The 16235-nt window shown below is 74.0% G+C and carries 12 protein-coding genes; 7 read left to right on the top strand and 5 right to left on the bottom strand.

Annotated elements, in window-relative coordinates; all coding sequences use genetic code 11:
- Positions 1 to 39: 39 nt before the first annotated feature.
- Complete coding sequence (locus AC5L38_RS32205) at positions 40 to 2574, bottom strand: ATP-binding protein (RefSeq protein ID WP_495246575.1); 2535 nt, start codon at positions 2572 to 2574, stop codon at positions 40 to 42.
- A 140-nt stretch (positions 2575 to 2714) separates the two neighbouring features.
- On the opposite strand from AC5L38_RS32205, the gene AC5L38_RS32200 reads away from it, so the two are divergent.
- The 5 genes from AC5L38_RS32200 to AC5L38_RS32180 are packed head-to-tail and all read left to right on the top strand — an operon-like array spanning position 2715 to position 6381.
- Positions 2715 to 2900, top strand: coding sequence for a hypothetical protein (locus AC5L38_RS32200; protein ID WP_495246574.1), 186 nt, complete (start codon positions 2715 to 2717; stop codon positions 2898 to 2900).
- Entirely contained in the window at positions 2901 to 3584 is a 684-nt protein-coding gene (locus AC5L38_RS32195; protein WP_495246573.1) for a MauE/DoxX family redox-associated membrane protein, read from the top strand.
- Entirely contained in the window at positions 3493 to 4053 is a 561-nt protein-coding gene (locus AC5L38_RS32190) for a TlpA family protein disulfide reductase (RefSeq protein ID WP_495246572.1), read from the top strand. Before AC5L38_RS32195 ends, AC5L38_RS32190 begins: the two co-directional genes overlap by 92 nt.
- Positions 4054 to 4063: 10 nt before the next feature.
- The gene (locus tag AC5L38_RS32185) at positions 4064 to 5884 is read left to right on the top strand and encodes an ABC transporter ATP-binding protein (protein WP_495246571.1); all 1821 of its coding nucleotides are present in this window, start codon (positions 4064 to 4066) and stop codon (positions 5882 to 5884) included.
- Positions 5881 to 6381 carry a S26 family signal peptidase gene (locus AC5L38_RS32180; protein WP_495246570.1) on the top strand — a complete coding sequence of 167 codons (501 nt, stop codon included), beginning with the start codon at positions 5881 to 5883 and terminating at the stop codon, positions 6379 to 6381. The genes AC5L38_RS32185 and AC5L38_RS32180 overlap by 4 nt, the downstream gene beginning before the upstream one ends.
- Before the next feature lie 98 nt (positions 6382 to 6479).
- On the opposite strand, the gene AC5L38_RS32175 is transcribed toward AC5L38_RS32180, so the two are convergent.
- The 3 genes from AC5L38_RS32175 to AC5L38_RS32165 form a co-directional block, all read right to left on the bottom strand.
- Positions 6480 to 7475 (bottom strand): class I SAM-dependent methyltransferase, encoded by a 996-nt coding sequence (locus tag AC5L38_RS32175; protein ID WP_495246569.1) that lies wholly within the window; start codon positions 7473 to 7475, stop codon positions 6480 to 6482.
- Positions 7472 to 7912, bottom strand: coding sequence for a VOC family protein (locus tag AC5L38_RS32170; RefSeq protein WP_495246568.1), 441 nt, complete (start codon positions 7910 to 7912; stop codon positions 7472 to 7474). Before AC5L38_RS32170 ends, AC5L38_RS32175 begins: the two co-directional genes overlap by 4 nt.
- A 116-nt stretch (positions 7913 to 8028) precedes the next feature.
- Complete coding sequence (locus tag AC5L38_RS32165) at positions 8029 to 8793, bottom strand: SDR family NAD(P)-dependent oxidoreductase (RefSeq protein ID WP_495246567.1); 765 nt, start codon at positions 8791 to 8793, stop codon at positions 8029 to 8031.
- Between the two features lie 115 nt (positions 8794 to 8908).
- Here AC5L38_RS32165 and AC5L38_RS32160 point away from each other — a divergent pair, with 115 nt between their 5' ends.
- Together AC5L38_RS32160 and AC5L38_RS32155 are read left to right on the top strand one after the other, a co-directional pair.
- Positions 8909 to 11911 carry a condensation domain-containing protein gene (locus AC5L38_RS32160; protein ID WP_495246566.1) on the top strand — a complete coding sequence of 1001 codons (3003 nt, stop codon included), beginning with the start codon at positions 8909 to 8911 and terminating at the stop codon, positions 11909 to 11911.
- Entirely contained in the window at positions 11908 to 13119 is a 1212-nt protein-coding gene (locus AC5L38_RS32155; RefSeq protein ID WP_495246565.1) for an acyltransferase family protein, read from the top strand. The genes AC5L38_RS32160 and AC5L38_RS32155 overlap by 4 nt, the downstream gene beginning before the upstream one ends.
- 53 nt (positions 13120 to 13172) lie before the next feature.
- On the opposite strand, the gene AC5L38_RS32150 is transcribed toward AC5L38_RS32155, so the two are convergent.
- Positions 13173 to 16136: a hypothetical protein gene (locus AC5L38_RS32150; RefSeq protein WP_495246564.1), complete on the bottom strand. Its 2964-nt coding sequence runs from the start codon at positions 16134 to 16136 to the stop codon at positions 13173 to 13175.
- Between the last annotated feature and the right edge of the window lie 99 nt (positions 16137 to 16235).

The following is a 16235-nucleotide window of genomic DNA, read 5'->3' as shown; positions in this document are numbered from 1 at the left end:
ACCAGCCGGGACGCCGGTGCGCCGCGTCGCCGTCGTCCCTCAGGACGGCGCGGTCTCGCCGAGGGTCCTGAGGCGTACGGCGAGCTCGTCCGCGGCCGGCATGCCCAGCTCCCGGTAGATCCGGTGGGCACTCGCCAGCAGCTCCCGCGCGTCGGGGTCGCCCGCCCGCTCGGCCACGGACGCGAGCGCGACGAACGTACGCGCGCGCAGGACCGGCACCTGGTTGTCGGTCCAGTAGCGCAGGGAGCGGCGGAGGCGGTCGGCGGCCCCCTCGGCGTCGCGGCCGAGTTCCACCTCGCCGAGGCTCAGCTCGGTGAGAGCGAGTCCCCAGCTGTGTCCCCGTTCCCGGAACAGCGCCGCCGCGCGGCCCAGCACCCGTTCGGCCTCGGCCCGCCGGTGCGGCTCGTGCGCGAGCGCCTCGCCGAGCACTCGCAGGCTCTGGGCGGTGCCGATCGCGTCGCCGATCTGGTCGAAGAGCGTGACGGATCGCCGGGCCGCCCGCTGCGCCGCCTGGACCCGCCCCTGGACCAGGAACGCCCCGGCGCTGCCCCGCGCGGTGTAGGCCTGGGCGAACCGGTCACCGCACGACCGGGCGATGATCGACGCCGCGCGGAGGACCTTGACGGCCTCGGCGCCCTCGCCGCGCTGCCGCAGCACGAACCCGAGGCTGGCGAGGGTGACGGCCTCGGCGGACCGCTGCCCGGTGAGCCGCAGTTCCCGCACCGCGGCGCGTAGCTCCGCCTCGGCCTCGTCGAGCCGGCCGATCAGCCCCAGGGTGAAACCGACGTACCGGCGGGACAGCGCGGCCCCGGCGAGGTCGCCGGCGCTTTCCGCGAGCACGCGCGCGGCGTGCAGCATGGACAGGCCCTCGTCCATGTCGTCGAGCTCGACCAGGCAGTTGCCGAGCCCCCGGAGCATCGTCGCCTCGCCGAGGCGGTCGCCGCTCCGGCGGCAGGCGGCCAGCGCCGTCTCCAGGATCCGCCGCAGGTCGTCGTAGTAGCCCTGGAAGTCGTGGAAGTCGGCTCCGCAGCCGGCCAGGCCGCGCGCCGTCGCCGCCAGGCCCGTCCCGGCGCACACCTGGACCAGCGCCGCGATGCTCTCCCGTTCGGCCTCGAACCATTCGAGGGGGCGGCGGTCGGCGACGGCGGCCGCGCGCGGGTCGGCGGCGATCTCGGGGCCGCTCCTGTCGTCGAGGTAGAACCGGTCGCCGTGCAGGCGGTCCTGGGCTCGCCGGGCGAGGGCGAGCCAGCCGCCGGCGGCCCTGGCCAGCGCGGCGACCCACTGGGACCGGTCGATCTCGGCCTCCCGGCACTCGCGCGCGTACAGCTGGGTGACCGCGTGGAACCGGTAACGCGCCTGGCCCGCCCGGTCGGGGCCGAGGTCGTCCAGCAGCCGGGCGTCGAGCAGCTCCTCCAGCGCGGCGGCCCCCGCGGCCGGTCCGGTGCCCAGCAGCGCGGCCACCGGCCACTCGGGAAACGAGGGGACGTCCAGCCCGCCGAGCAGCGCGAACACCCGGGCGGTGGCCGGGGTGAGCCCCCGGTAGGCGAGCTGCAGCCCGGGACGCACCGCGAGGTCGCCGTGCCGCAGCTCGTCGAGCCGGTGGCGCTCGTCGGTCAGCCGTTCGGTGAGCGTGCCGATCGCCCAGTGCGGCCGCGCGGCCAGCCGGGCCGCGACGATCCGGACCGCCAGCGGCAGCCCGCCGCAGACCGTGACCAGCTCGGTGGCGGCGGCGGGCTCGGCGCGCACGCGTTCGGCGCCGGCCACCCGGGCGAGCAGGTCGACGGCCGCCGTGTCGGGCAGCGGGCGCAGGTCGATGGCCGTCACCCCGGGAAGCCCGGTCAGCGGAAGCCGGCTGGTCACGATCATCGCGACGCCCTCGGCGGGCAGCAGCGGCTCCACCTGGCGGTACCCGCCGGCGTCGTCGAGGACGATGAGCACCCGCCGTCCGGCCAGCCGGATCCGGAGCAGGCCCGCGCGGGCGTCCACCCCCGCGGGCAGGGCCGACCCGTCCACCCCGAGCATCCGCAGCAGCTGGGCCAGCGTCTCGGCCGGATCGGCGGGATCACCTGTGACGCCGCGCAGCCTCGCGTACAGCTGCCCGTCGGGGAACAGCGGCGCGAGCCGGTGGCCGGCGTGGATCGCCAGTGCCGTCTTGCCGACACCCGGCGGGCCGGAGGCCACCACGAGCCTCGCGCCGCCGACGGCCGGGGCGAGCACCTTGTGGGCCAGGGCGAGCTCCTCGCCGCGCCCGACGAAGTCGGGGAGGTCCGCGGGCAGCCGCCAGGGCGGCGGATCGGTGGCGCGGGCGCTCCCGTCCGGCGGGTCGTCGTGGCCGGCGCGGCTCGCCCAGAAGAGCGCGTGCCCGGCGTCGGTGAACTCCGCCCGCTCGTCTCCGGTCAGCTCCAGCGCCGCCGCGAGCCGCTCGACCGTCTGCGGCCGGGGGCTCCGCCCGGGGCCCCGTTCCATCTCGCGGATCGAGCGGGAGCTGACACCGGACCGCTCGGCGAGCGTCTCCTGGGTGAGCTGACGACGCAGCCGGTGACGACGGAGCAGCGTTCCGAACGCGTTCCCCAAGAGCGGTCCCCCTTGATCCCTTCGGCAGGGTACCGGACGTCCGGTCCAACGTCCGGTCCAAGATCCTGGTCGGTTGATTAACTCCAGGTTTCGATGGATCCGTCGGCTCGCATCCGGCGGCCGGCACGGAGGAGGACGCCATGACCCGCACACTCACCGCCCTCGCCGACCGGATGGTCGACGGCCTCGTTCCCAAGGCGACCGCGTACGCCGCCGCGGCCTGCTACACCATCTCCTGCTACTGCAGGGGGATCGAGCTCTACAAGCAGACCTGCTGCGACTTCCAGGCCTGCGGCCCCTGCAGGTACCACAGCCGTTCCTGCTGAATGACGCATCTGACACCGGCATGCCAGGGCCTGCTCGCGGTGGTCTTCCTCGTCTCGGCGGCGGGGAAGCTGCGCGGCGGGCGGGCCCTGCGCGCCTTCGCGGCCTCCCTGACCTCGATGCTCGCGATCCGCGTGGACCGCGCCCTGCCGGTCGCGGTCGCGGTCACCGCGGCGGAGGCGGTCACGGTGGTGCTGCTGGCGGTCCCGCTCGTGGTCCCGTTCAGCCGGGACGCCGGCTTCGCCGCGGCCACCGCACCGCTCGTCGTCCTCACCCCGGACGCCGGCTTCGCCGCGGCCACCGCGCTGCTCGTCGTCCTCACCTCGGGGGTGGCGGCGGTGCTCAGCCGGGGCGGCGCCGAGCCGTGCCGCTGCTTCGGCGCCTCGTCCACCCCCCTGTCGGGCCGGCACCTGGTCCGCAACCTCCTGCTCACCGCCGTCGCGCTGGCCGGGCTCCTCGGACCGGACGACCGGCACCCGTCGCCGTGGTCCATCGTCGTCCTGCTCGCGGGAGGCCTCGCCGGCCTGCTGGTCACCATGCTGGACGACATCGTCGCTCTCTTCGCACCCACCCCCATCTCCCGGAGGAGACCTGATGGCGTACGCAGCCGTGGCCGCGGTCCTGCTCGGACTGCTGCTCGTGACCAACCTGATCCTCACCGTCGGCGTCATACGACGGCTCCGTGAGCACACCGCCGAGCTGGCCACCCTGCGCGGCGGCGGCGGTTCCGTCGACGTCGCGATGCCGGCGGGGTCGCCGGTGGGCGGGTTCGACGCCACCAGCGTGGCGGATCTGCCGGTCAGCCTCGCGACGCTCGGCGAGCGCCCGCTGGTCGGCTTCTTCTCGCCGCACTGCCAGCCGTGCAAGGAGAGGCTGCCCGCCTTCGCCGAGTACGCCGCGACCCGGCCCGGAGGGCGCGACGCCGTGCTGGCCGTGACCATCGGAACCCGCGAGGACACCGCCGCACTGGCCGAGCTCCTCGGGCCGGTGGCCACCGTCGTGGTGGAGGCCGACCAGGGCCCGGTGCAGCGGGCGTTCGGGGTGAGCGGCTTCCCGGCGTTCGTCCTCGTCGAGGAGGGGGTGGTGGCCGCGTCCGGCTACGACCTCGCGCCCGTCCTCGACCGCGACGCCGTGGCCCTCCCGGCCACCGGCTGACCTCGCCCCGATGTCGTTCCGTGCGACCGGGCGGGCGCTCTCGCTGGCCCGGCGGGCGGCCCCGGCGCAGATCGCCCTGTACCTGGCGGTGACGCTGCTGGGCGGGCTCGCGCCGCCCGCGGTCGCCTGGCTGACCAAAGTCGTGATCGACCGGCTCGCGGCCGGGCCGGTACGGTGGCCCGGCCTGCTGGGACCGGCCGCCGCGCTGGGGGCCGTCGGGGTGGCCGCCGCGCTGGCGCCGCACGCCCTGCGTTACCTGCGGGCCGAGAGTGACCGGCGGGTCCACCTGCTCGCCACCTCGCGCCTGTACGCCTCGGTGGACCGCTTCGTGGGGCTGCGCCGCTTCGAGGACCCGGTCTTCCTGGACCGTCTCCAGATCGCCAGGTCCAGCGGGGTCGGCAGCCCGGGAATGGTGGTGGACGGCGGGCTGGGGGCCCTCCAGGCACTGCTCACGATCACCGGTTTCGCCGGTTCCCTCCTCCTGCTCGGCCCCTGGGTGGCGGTGGCGGTCCTGCTCGCCGCCGTACCGGCCCTGCTGGCGGAGCTGGCGCTGAGCAGGCGACGGGCGGCGATGATGGCCGAGACCGGGCAGGCCGAGCGGCGGGAGGTGTTCTACTCCGGTCTGCTGACCAGCCCGCAGGCGGCGAAGGAGCTGCGCCTGTTCGGCGCCGGGCCGTACCTGTGGCAGCGCATGGCCACGGAGATCCGCGCGATCCAGGGCGCGCACCGCGGGATCGACCGGCGGGAGCTGAGGCTCCAGGGCGGGCTCGCGGTGCTCGGCGCCGCGGTGGCGGCCGGCCTGCTGCTGTGGGCGGTACGCGCCGCGGCCGAGGGCACCCTCACCGTCGGCGACGTGGTGCTCGTCGTCGCCGCGGCCGGCTCGGTGCAGGGCGCCCTCGCCGCGCTGGTGACCGAGGTCGTGTCCGTGCACCAGGCGCTGCTGCTCTTCGGCCACTACCTGGCCGTCGTCGACGCCGGGCCGGAGCTGCCCGTCCGCGACAGGCCCCTGCCGACGGCACCCCTGCGGGACGGGATCGAGCTGCGCGACGTGTGGTTCCGGTACGCCGACGACCAGCCGTGGGTGTTGCGCGGGGTGAACCTGACACTCCCCGCCGGGCGCTCGACCGCCCTGGTCGGGCTGAACGGAGCCGGGAAGAGCACGCTGGTGAAGCTGTTGTGCCGCCTCTACGACCCGACGCGCGGGGCGGTGCTCTGGAACGGCGCCGACCTGCGCGACCTCGACCCCGCGGAGCTGAGACGCCGGATCCGGGCCGTCTTCCAGGACGCGACCGCCTACGACCTCACGGCCCGGGAGAACATCGCCATCGGCGACCTCACCGCCCTGCGGGACGACGGCCGGATCGAGGGCGCGGCCACCCGCGCGGGCGTGCACGACGTCCTGGCCGCCCTGCCGCGCGGCTACGAGACGATGCTGACCCGGATCTTCTTCTCCGAGGCCGACCGCGCCGACCCCGACACCGGGGTGGTCCTCTCCGGCGGGCAGTGGCAGCGGCTGGCGCTGGCCCGGGGACTGCTCCTCGACCGGCCCGACCTGCTCCTCCTCGACGAGCCGAGCTCCGCCCTGGACGCCGAGGCCGAGCACGAGGTGCACGCCCGGCTCCGCGAGCACCGGCGCGGGCTGACCGGCGTGCTGGTCTCCCACCGGCTGGGAGTCGTCCGCGAGGCCGACCTGATCGTCGTGCTGTCCGGCGGGCGGATCGCCGAACGGGGCACGCACGACGAACTGCTGGCACGCGGCGGCGCGTACGCCCGGCTCTTCGAGCTGCAGGCGGCCGGTTACCGCCCCTCGGCGCCGGAGGGGGTCGGGTGACCGCCGCGCTGACCGGTGCCGGCGCGGTGCTGGCGCTCGCCGTGTTGGCCGCGGCCGTCCTGCTCCGCGGGCACCTCGTCGTGCTGTCGGTCAGCGGGCTGAGCATGGCGCCGGCGCTGCGCCCCGGGGACCGGGTGCTGGTCCGGCGGACGGCGGGGGAGCGGCTGCGCAACGGTGACATCGTGGTCGTCGAGGAGCGGGGGCCCTGCCGGCCGGGCGATCCGGCCGGAACCGGGAGCTCCAGGTGGGTGGTCAAGCGGGTCGCCGCGGTGCCGGGCGATCAGGAGCCGGCCTTCCTGCCCCCCTGGGCGCGGACGCCCGCCGGTGTCGTCCCGCCCCGGCGCCTCGTGCTCCTCGGCGACAACGCCGAGGCGAGCAGGGACTCGCGGCACTTCGGTGCCGTCGGGACGGATCGGGTGCTCGGCGTCATCCTGCTCAGGCTCGGCGGCGGGCCCGCGACCGGATCCGGCCGGCAAACCGGGGGCCTGGCCGGGTGACGGATCGGGAACGCCCGCTCCCGCCCGTCCGGCGGGAGCGGGCGTTCCCCCTCGTCTCAAGAAGCGGTCTCCGGGAGCGGTCTCCGGGAGCGGCCCGGTCACCCGCCGGGCGCCCGGTTCCGCAGGAGCACGTTGCCCGAGATCCTGGACTCGCACAGGCTCTCCGCCTCCGGGGCGCCGGCCACGACGGTGAAGCCGGTCGGCGCCAGCCGCAGCTCCATCACCGCCGCCCGCTCGGCGACGGGCAGCCCGGCGTAGCGCGCCAGCAGCTCCTCGTCGTCGAACAGGTCGGCGTCCGACAGGAACACCGGGGAGGCGGGGTGGCGGCGGCCCAGATCCAGGATCTTGCCGCCGCCGTCCCAGTTGACGCCGTTCAGCGCGACCCAGCCGATCCCGCCGAGGCCCTCGAACAGGCGGGCCGCGTCGCCGAAGCGGTGGGTGCGCATGACCGGGTGCAGGTAGGCGTCGGCGTCCAGCACGTCCTGGTCGCGCGGGTCGGCGCCCGGTGAGGTGCCCGTGCCGTAGCGGCCCGCGGACCGGCCCAGGCCCAGCCGATGCACCACCGACAAACCCTCTTCGCCGGTGTCGCCGCCCGACAGCAGCCGCACCAGCTCGCGGTCGATCAGCCGCTGGTGCTCGCCGAAGCTGTGGAACAGCCACAGGTACATCAGCCCGCCGGGCGACAGCCGCTCGGCGAGCCAGGCCAGGCCCGCGCGGGGGTCGTCGAGGCAGTGCAGGACCCCGGTCATCACGATCAGGTCGTAGGGCCCCTCGAAGCCGTCCCCGCCGATGGCGCCGCGCACCAGCTCCACGTTGGTCAGCCCGTTGCGCTCGCGCAGCTCCTCGGCCACGTCGAGCGACGACCGCGACAGGTCCATGCCGGTGAAGTGCGCCTTGGGGTACTGCGAGGCGAGCCCGAGCAGCTGGTGCCCGGTGCCGCACCCGGCGTCCAGCACCCGCTTGCCCGCCAGGGTCTTGTCCCTGGCGACCATGCCGATGCCGAGCGCCAGGTCCAGGATCAGGTCGTCGCCGACGGTCAGCGACGGGCACGGGTAGCGCTCGTACAGCTCCCTGACCTGCTCGACGGCGCTCATGGAGTGTCGATCTCCTCGTACGGGATCTCCTCGACCCGGCGGGCGAAGACCCAGTGGTGGCCCTCCAGGTCCTCGCTGGTGTAGTTGCGGTCGCCGTAGAAGCGCGTGTCCGGCTTGTCGCGGATCACCGCTCCGGCCGCCTTCGCGCGCTCGTAGTGCCCGTCCACGTCGTCCACGAAGACGTACAGGCTCTGGCGCAGCTCGCCCTCGCCCTGCGGCTCGTGCTTGCGGCCGTCACCGGTCCCGGCGAGCTGCACGACCCCCTCGCCGAACGACAGCTCGGCGTGGACGACGGACCCGTCGTCGTCGTTCAGCACCTTGCGCTTTTCGAATCCGTACGCCTCGATGAGCCATTCGATGGCTTTCTCGACGTCGGAGTAGAAGATGACGGGGGTGATTCTCGGCATTCCGTCGGGTGGGGTGAGCAATTTCTTCATCTCCCTCGATCGGTGACCATGGAAACGTAAGGGGACGCTACCCCGCATCCCGCCGGCGAGACGTCCCGGCGTTCACGGGATCGGTGTCCTGCTCGGAGACTCCGTCCCCGAACGTCTCAGGATCTGGGCAGGCGCAGGCCGCCGTCCAGGCGGACGACAGCCGCGTTGAGGTAGCCCAGCTCGCACACGGCGCGCACCGCCCGCGCGAACTCCCCGGGCGTTCCGGGGCGGGGCGGGAAGACGATCTGCCGTACCAGCGGGCGCCGGAACTCCGGGGGGATCGCCGCGAGCAGCGGGGTGTCGAACAGGCCCGGTGACAGCGCGCACACCCGCACGCCGACGGAGGCCAGATCGCGGGCGGCCGGCAGGGTGAGCGCCGCGACGGCGCCCTTGGAGGCGGCGTAGGCGACCTGACCGGCCTGGCCGTCCTCGGCGGCGGCCGAGGAGGTGTTGACGACCACGCCGCGCTCGCCGTCCTCCAGCGGCTCGGTCGCGGCCATCGCGGCGGCGGCCAGGCGCATCACGTTGAAGGTGCCGACCACGTTGACCGCGAGCGCCCGCTCGAAGGTCTCCACGTCGTGCGGTCTGCCGTCGAGGCCGACCGTGCGGGCGGCCGGGGCGATCCCCGCGCAGCTCACCGCCACGCGCAGCGGCCCCGAGACCCCGGCGGCCACCTCCACGGCGCGCTCGACCGACTCCGCGCGGGTCACGTCGGTCTCCACGAACGTGCCGCCCACCTCGTCGGCCACCGGGCCCCCGGCGGCGGCGTCCAGGTCGGCCACGACCACGTGCGCGCCGGCCCTGGCGAGCTCGCGCGCGGTGGCGGCGCCCAGCCCTCCGCCGGCCCCCGAGACCAGCGCCGTCACACCCCGCAGCTCCATATCCGTTTCGCCGCCTTTTCGCAATAGAGGGAAAATGCTCTCGCTTATCCAGACATATCCTGACGCAAAATTCTGCATTCACGCTGCACCCCACAGACGTGAGGACACCATTCACATGACGATTGCCAAGAGCGCGGACAATGTGCACGACCTGATCGCCCGCCGCCGGCGCGAGCGAGATCGCATCCCGCGACATCCCGTGCCGGCTTCGGGGGTGCCGGTCTCCTCCACCCAGGAACGCATCTGGTTCGGCGAGATGTTCAATCCGGGTTTCGGGTTCTACCACGTGCCCGCCACCCTGCGGCTGCGCGGCCCCCTCGACGCCGCGGCCCTCGACCGGGCGCTGTGCGAGGTGATCAGGCGCCACGAGATCCTGCGCTCCACCGTCGAGGAGGTCGACGGCATGCCCGTGCAGCGCGTCGGCGACGCGCCCGCGAGCGTGCTGCGCTCGGTGGACCTGTCCGCTGACCCGTCCGTGGACCTGGACGCCGATCCCGAGACCGGTTCCGGCGCCGATGCCGATGTCGAGGTCGATGTCGAGGCCGAGGCCGCGCGGATGGCCGCCGACGACATCCTGGCCCCGTTCGACCTGCGCCACGGGCCGCTCTGGCGGGCCCTGCTGCTGCGGCTGGGACCCGACGACCACGTGCTCGTGCTCACCTTCCACCACATCGTCTTCGACGACCCGTCCTTCGGCATCGTCGGGCGCGAGGTCGAGGCCCTCTACGGCGACGGCGGCTCGGCGAACCTGCCGGAGCTGGACCTGCAGTACACCGACTTCTCCGTCTGGCAGCGCGAGCGGCTGCGCACCGAGGACGTGCGCTCGCGCCTGGTCGACTACTGGCGGCGGACCCTGGACGGCGTCCCCCGCCTGCTCGACCTGCCCTCCGACCGGCCCCGGCCGCCGCACCGGCGCCGCGCGGGCCGCTTCCACCGCTCCCGGCTGTCCGGCGACGTCGTCGCCGCCGTGCGCGCGGTGGCGCGCGACGAGGGCACCACCCCGTTCACCGTGCTGCTGGCCGCCTACGGCGTGCTGCTGTCGCGCTACGCGGGCCAGGCCGACATCGTCACCGCCGTACCCGCCGCCGGGCGCATCCGTCCCGAGCTAGAGGCGCTCGTCGGGTGCTTCATCAACATCATCTGCCTGCGCCTCGACCTGCGCGGGGAGCCCACCTTCCGCGAGCTGCTGCGCCGGGTGCGCCACGCCTCCGTCGAGGGACACGACCACGAGGAGATGCCCTTCGAGGAGCTGGTCCGCGAGCTGCACCCGCAGCGGCCGCAGAGCCACACGCCGCTGTTCCAGGCCGGGCTCGGGGTGCGCGACAACGACGGGGTCTTCCTGAACCTGCCGGGCGTGCGGGCCTCGGAGTTCGTCCCCGACGTCGAGGTATCGCACTTCGACCTGATGGTGGACTTCAGCGTCGACGGCGACGGCATGGCGGGCCTGTGGGGCTACAACGACGACCTGTTCGACCCCGCCACCGTCGAGGTCCTCGCCGAGCAGTTCGCGCTCCTGGTCACCAGGGCCTGCGCCGACCCGGACCGGCCGGTCGGCGACCTCTCCCTTCCCCCCGCCCCCCGACTCGCGGAGCCGGGGACCGGCGACGCCGAGAGCGCGGCCGCCGTCCTGGCCGAGCGGGTGCGGCTCACCCCCGGCTCACCCGCCGTCACCACCCACGGGTCCTCCGCTTCCACGGGTATGTCTTCCACGGGTTCCGAGGGCCTGTCCTCCGCGGGCACGCCTTCCGGGGGCGCCTCCTCCGCCGTCACGCTGACGTACGCCGAGCTCGACGCGCGCGCCGAGACCCTCGCGCCCGCCGTGCGCAGGGGAGCCGAGCCCCCGGCCGCCGACAGCCCCGACCCCGCCGTCTGGCGGTACGCCCATCTCAAGGCGGACGCCCACGACGGCCCTACGGCGAGCACGGCGAGCACGACGAGCACGACGAGTGCGGCGAACACGACGAGCACGACGAACACGGCGAGCACGTCCGCCGCGCCGATCGCCGGCCTGGCCTCGCGGATCGGCCTGGGGGCCGCCGACACCGTGCTCACCTTCGCCCCGCCCGCGTCCGGCGCGTTCGCCGACGCCATGCTGCTGGCACTCCTGCACGGCGCGCACCTGGTGACCGCGCCCCCCGAGGCCGCCCGCGACGCCGGGCGGCTGAGGGAACTGGTCGCGGGCGCCACCGTCGTGCACGCCCCGCCCGCCGCGTGGCGGCTGCTGCTCCGGGACGGCCTGCCCGCCGACCGGCCGCTCACCGCGCTCTGCGACGCGGCCGCCACCCCGCCCGGCCTCGCGCGGGAACTGGCCGCGGCCGTCCCCACCTGGACCCTGTACGGGGAGCGCTGGGCCTCGGCCCACCGGGTCGACCCGCTCGCCGAACCCCGCAGGGGCGTCCCCCTCGGCGAGCCCCTGCCCGGCACGCCGATCGAGGTCGTCGACCGGGCCGGGCGCCCCGGTGCCACCGGCGTGCCCGGCGAGATCCACGTCCGCGGCACCGCCACCGGCGACCGCGGCCGTACCCTCCCCGACGGCTCGGTCGAGCTGCTCGGCCGCTTCGACCGGATGTTCACCGTCGGCGGGTTCCGGGTGGACACCGACGAGCTGGCCCGCTCCCTGGCCGGGCGCCCCGGCGTGGCCGAGGCCGCCGTGGACGTGCGCCACGACCGGCTCGCCGCGTACGTGGCGGGGGAGGGGATCGACCCCAGGGAGCTCACCGCCCACCTGCCCGAGTACCAGGTGCCCGGCTCCGTCACCGTCCTCGACTCCCTGCCCAGGACCGCCGGCGGCCACATCGCCCACGAGGAGCTGCCCGGCCCCGACGCCCCCGCCGACGAGGGCGGGCACGTGCCGGTCCAGGGCGGCACCGAGGAGACCGTCGCCGGGATCTGGCGCGAGCTGCTCGGCGTGGAGGAGATCGGCGCCTCCGACGGATTCCTCGACCTCGGCGGCCACTCGCTCACCCTGGCCCGGCTGAGCCTGCGCTACGAGGTGGCGTTCGGCGTCGAGGTGGAACTGCCCGACCTGCTGCGTCACGCGACCGTCCGCGAGCAGGCGGCGCTCGTCGACGAGCGCCGCGCGCAGGCCGGTCTCACCGGAAAGGAGGCGGCGTCATGACATCGGTAGCCGCCAGGCCGTCACCGGGCACGATCGAGGGCCCGCCCAGGACGCGGCTGGAGTCACTGACCGGGCTGCGGTGGTTCGCCGCGTTCGGGGTGTTCTTCAGCCACGTCGCGATCCTGCTGCCCCTGCCCTACCTCAACGAATTGTTCGTCCTCGGCACCGCCGGGGTGACGTTCTTCTTTGTCCTGTCCGGCTACGTCCTCACCTGGACGTTCTTCGACAGGGACACCGCGCCGAAGTTCTACTGGCGCCGCTTCGCCAGGATCTGGCCGTCGCTGCTCATCACCACCGTCGCGGCGGTCGCGCTGCTCGTCGGCGGCCAGCTCTGGCCCACCGAGGGCGGCACGTCGCTGGTGTGGTGGACGGTCGCCACGCTGCTCATGGTGCAGGCGTGGTTCCCGTCGTCGTTCCAGGGCGACACCGTGCCGCACACCGTCTCCTGGTCGCTGTCGTGCGAGGCGTTCTTCTACGCGGTCTTCCCGTTCGTGGTGCGCCCGATCGTGCGGCGCACGCTGCGCCAGATGGTGATGATCGCCGCGGTGCTCGTCGCGATCAGCATCGGCACGCGCGTGTGGCTCTGGCTGGCCAACCCGCAGCTCACCGGGGAGAACTGGTTCACCTCCGACCTGTACTACTTCGCCACCCACTCGCCGATCTCCCGGGTCAGCGAGTTCGTGCTGGGCATCGTGATCGCCGCCGCGGTGCGCCGGGGCTGGCGCTGCCCGGCCGGGCTGCGCACGGCGACCGCGATCACGGTCGGCTACTTCGCGCTGCTGTGGGCGTGGTCCTGGTCCGGCGTGTGGCAGACCGCGCTGGCCGAGACCGCCAACCGGGGCAGCATCGTGGTGTTCGCGCTGCTCATCGCGGCGGCGGCGACCAACGACCTGGCCGGGCGGCGCAGCCTGCTGAGCTCCCGCCCGCTGGTGGCGCTCGGCCAGTGGTCCTACGCCTTCTACCTGATCCACTTCCTGGTGCTCTTCCCCATCGCCAAGCACGCGTTCGGGCGGCAGTCGCTCTACGACTTCCCGCAGCCCACCTGGGCGCACCTGCCGTACGCGCTGGCGGGCCTGGTCGTCAGCGTGCTGCTGTCGTGGGGGCTGTACCGGCTGTACGAGTACCCGATCGAGAAGAGGCTGCGGGCCCTGCTGCGCCGCGAGCCCAAGGCCGTCACCCCGGCACCGGGCGCGGAACCCTCCATGTGAGGCACGAGCCCGCGGGGTGGTCACGGTGGCCCCGTGACCACCCCGCGAGCTTTCTAGTAGCGTTCCGCCACGCCCGAGTTGATCTCGGTGAGGACCAGGGTGGTCTTCGTGTAGCGGACGAGGTTGGGCAGGGCCGGTGGCTGGGCCAGGGTGGTCTGGGCGTAACGGACGGCGTCGCCGACCGTGTTCAGGCCCAGGGCGCGCGTGGTGAGCGTGCTGACGGCCGTGCCCGCGTTGATCCGGCGGGACGCCAGGTTGAGCGTGGTGGCCAGCAGCTCCGCCCGCAGCGTGCGCGGCTGCGTCACCGGCAGGAACAGGACGGCCGAGGCCTCCCGCTGCGACAGCGCGCCGTCGGCCGCCGAACCGTCGGCCCCGTCGAAGCGGGTGTCGGTGGCCTGGACGCGGGCCAGCATCTCGGCCGTCCGCAGGTCCGCCCGCAGTCCCCACAGCGCCGGGAGCATCGGCAGCCTGCTGGGCGCGACCGCGGTGACCGACGTCGCCGCCGAGGCCGCGACCGGGGCGAAGGCGCACGCCCCGCCGGCACTCCGGTAGCTCACGGACACGGTGCCCGTGTACGCCGTGCCCGCCGTCGCCAGCAGCGTCGGACGCGCGGTGAAGACGATCGTCCGGTCGCCGGACCGCGCGGGCAGGGCGCCCACGTTCCAGACGAGCGTCCGGGTGCCGTCGCCGTTGAGCGTGACCGAGGCGGGTTTAGGGCCGGCGCCCAGGTCGAGCGCCGGGCTGTAGTAGACGCCGGCCGGCAGCGTGCCGGTGACGGTGACGCCGGACGCGCCGTCGCCGCCGGTGTTCGCGTAGACGACCGTGTAGGTGATCGCCTCACCGGCGTTGACCGTGGCCGTCGCCGTCTGGCTCACCGTCAGCACCGGCGCGCGCACCGTGGTCGTGGCCCGCGCGGTGTTGTCGCCGGTGTACGGGTCGGGCACCCCGTCGGTGTCCGTCCCGGTGACCGTGACGCTGTTGGTGAGCACCGTCCCGTCGGCCGTGTCGCACGGCACCTGGTAGGTGAACTTCGGCGTGACGGTGGCGACGCCGCCGTTGGCCAGGTCGGGCAGCGAGCGCTGCCGGGTGGTGCCGTCGGGCAGCGTGTCGGTGACCGAGACGCCGGTGGCGGTGCCGGGGCCGAGGTCGGTCACCGACACCGTGTAGCTCACGGTGTCCCCGCCGACGGCCGTGGCCTGGTCGGCGGACTTGGTGACCTTGAGGTCGGCCTTCTGCGCCATCGCCCTGACCATCTTCTCGGTCAGCTCCGGCGGCGTGCCCGGCCGCGCGCCGTCGGCGAAGAACGTGGCGTTGAGGCGGGGGTTGTACTGGATGTTGGCCCAGTCGTCGAAGCCGTCCAGCGTCTGCCCGGCACTGGTACGGCTGCACCCGAACTCGTTGTCGGGGCCGATGGACTCGATGTGGTTGATGTCGGCGGCGATGTCACCCTCGGTGTCGCCGTTGGCGAGGTTCCAGTCGATGCCGTCGTCGTCGGCGGGTGCCGTCCTGAGCTTGCCACCGGCCCCGTATATCAGCGTGCGGGCGGGGTCGGCGGGTGTCCCGTGAACCCCGTCGTTCTCGTCGAGGTGGGCCTCGTCGAGGTCCGTGGCGGCCGTGGTGCCGAGGGCGGTCCCCTTGGCCGTGCTGGAGTAGTCCAGGGGCCGCGAGGAGTCGTTGTTCGCGAACTGCAGGGGGTAGTTCATCACGCTGAGGTAGTTGGGCTTGCAGTTGGTGTAGTCGTCACCGCCGTGGCCCAGGCCCAGCGTGTGTCCCAGCTCGTGCATGAAGGTGGCGGCCTCGGCGCTCCTGCGCCCGCCCGCGTCGTCGATGCCGTCGGTGTCCCACGAGCCGAGCGTGACGATGAAGTCGTTGCCGCCCCGAGGACTGACGGAGGTCCACTCGGCACTGCCCGAGGAGCCGTTGCCGTCGAAGTAGCTGTCGCCGAAGATCATGTAGCGGTACACCTGGCGTTTGGCGTTCAGGATGTTCACGCAGTTCTGGCTGGAACGGTCGGCGGCCGTGCCGAAGAAGCCCGTGCAGAAGCCGGGTGCCAGGACGGCCGGGTTGCCGTTCTTGAGGTCGTCGAAGTCGTCCTTGGGCTTCGGCCCGGGGTTGTCGAACCTGAGGTCGGGCACGTCGGGCACGGCGTCGTTCTCCGTCGCGTGCAGGGCGATGCCCTGGTGCCTGGTGACCGACGGGTCGGCCGGGTCGGGGTAGGGGTCGACCGGCGCGCCTGCGAACGCCTGGACCACGTCGGCCAGGGCTCCCTCCTGCGGCTTGTCGGACTCCATGTAGTCGACCTCGACGAACAGGTCCTTGCGGTAGGGGAGGGCGCCGTACGGCCCCTCGCCCAGCGCCAGGTCGACCGTGCCGTCGTTGTCGACGCCGAGGCCCCGGCCGGGGGTCTCCCAGGTGTTCATGATGCCGTCGCCGTCGCTGTCGGCGTCGCCCGCCAGCGCGAGGCAGGCCGGGGTGGTGATGGTGAAGTACGCCCGCGCCGAGTCCTCACCGCCGGTCTCGCTCTCCCCGGCCAGGGTCGGCAGGTTCGCCCCCTGCCGGGTGGTCAGGCCGCCGCCGGTGAACACGCACGTGTTCAGGTCGAACTTGAGATCCAGGTAGTCACCGCTCGTGACCCAGTGGATGGGGTCGTCGCCGCTCAGGTCGTCCTGGTCCCACAGCTCCAGGTGGATGTCGACGGGGTTGCGGGTCGTGTCGACGGTCTTCTTGTGGACCCAGTTGGTCCTGAAGTCGGACCCGTGGGCGCAGCAGTAGTCGTCACCGCCGTCGAACAGGCCCTGGTGGTCGATCTCGAACTTCGGGTAGTAGTCGTTGCCGCAGGCCTCGCCGTCGCCCTCGTCACACGACAGCTCGACCACCCTGTACAGGCTGACGGTGACCTCCACGGTCTCGGCGTGGGCCGGGGCGGCCCCGAACGCCACCCAGGTCAGCGCCAGGAGCGCCGCCACCAGCGAGCGGGCGAGCAGACCGGGACTCCGTTTTCCGCTTGAGGGGCTCATCAACGTACCTCTCCACACCTCGACGGGCGAAGATCGCCCGATGCCCGCGCCGCGGCCGCCGTCGATGCCGGCGGCCGGGTCGGGCCTTCTGGGATCGAC

It is taken from the genome of Streptosporangium nanhuense (assembly GCF_059358815.1).
This window is presented reverse-complemented; position numbering and strand designations above follow the sequence as displayed.